The organism is Myxococcus sp. AM010 (genome assembly GCF_013372585.1).
Taxonomy (GTDB): Bacteria; Myxococcota; Myxococcia; order Myxococcales; family Myxococcaceae; genus Myxococcus; species Myxococcus vastator.
In genome coordinates this window covers 1-239 of record NZ_JABXEO010000273.1, presented here as the reverse complement: position 1 = coordinate 239, position 239 = coordinate 1, and the positions used below count along the sequence as shown (strand labels likewise).

Annotated in this window: 1 protein-coding gene; it reads left to right on the top strand. The window is 66.9% G+C overall.

Annotation, left to right across the window (positions count from 1 at the left end):
- Nucleotides 1–239, top strand: a 239-nt coding sequence (locus tag HV826_RS38320) for a transposase domain-containing protein (protein ID WP_176421600.1), incomplete at both ends; no start/stop codon positions are given.

Genomic DNA, 239 nt, shown 5'->3' with positions numbered 1-239 from the left:
GGCGCTACGGAAAGCCGCCCTGGGCCGTAAGAATTTTCTCTTCGTCGGCCACGAGGCCGCGGGAGAGAACCTCGCGAGCCTCTATGCACTGGTGGCTTCCTGCGAGGCCAACGGCGTCAACCCCGAGACGTATCTCGCGGACGTCCTGCTGCGCGTGCAGACACACCCCAACTCGCGCATCGGTGAGCTGCTACCCCACGAGTGGAAGCGGCGACGCGCCGCCGACCCTCCCGATTCGC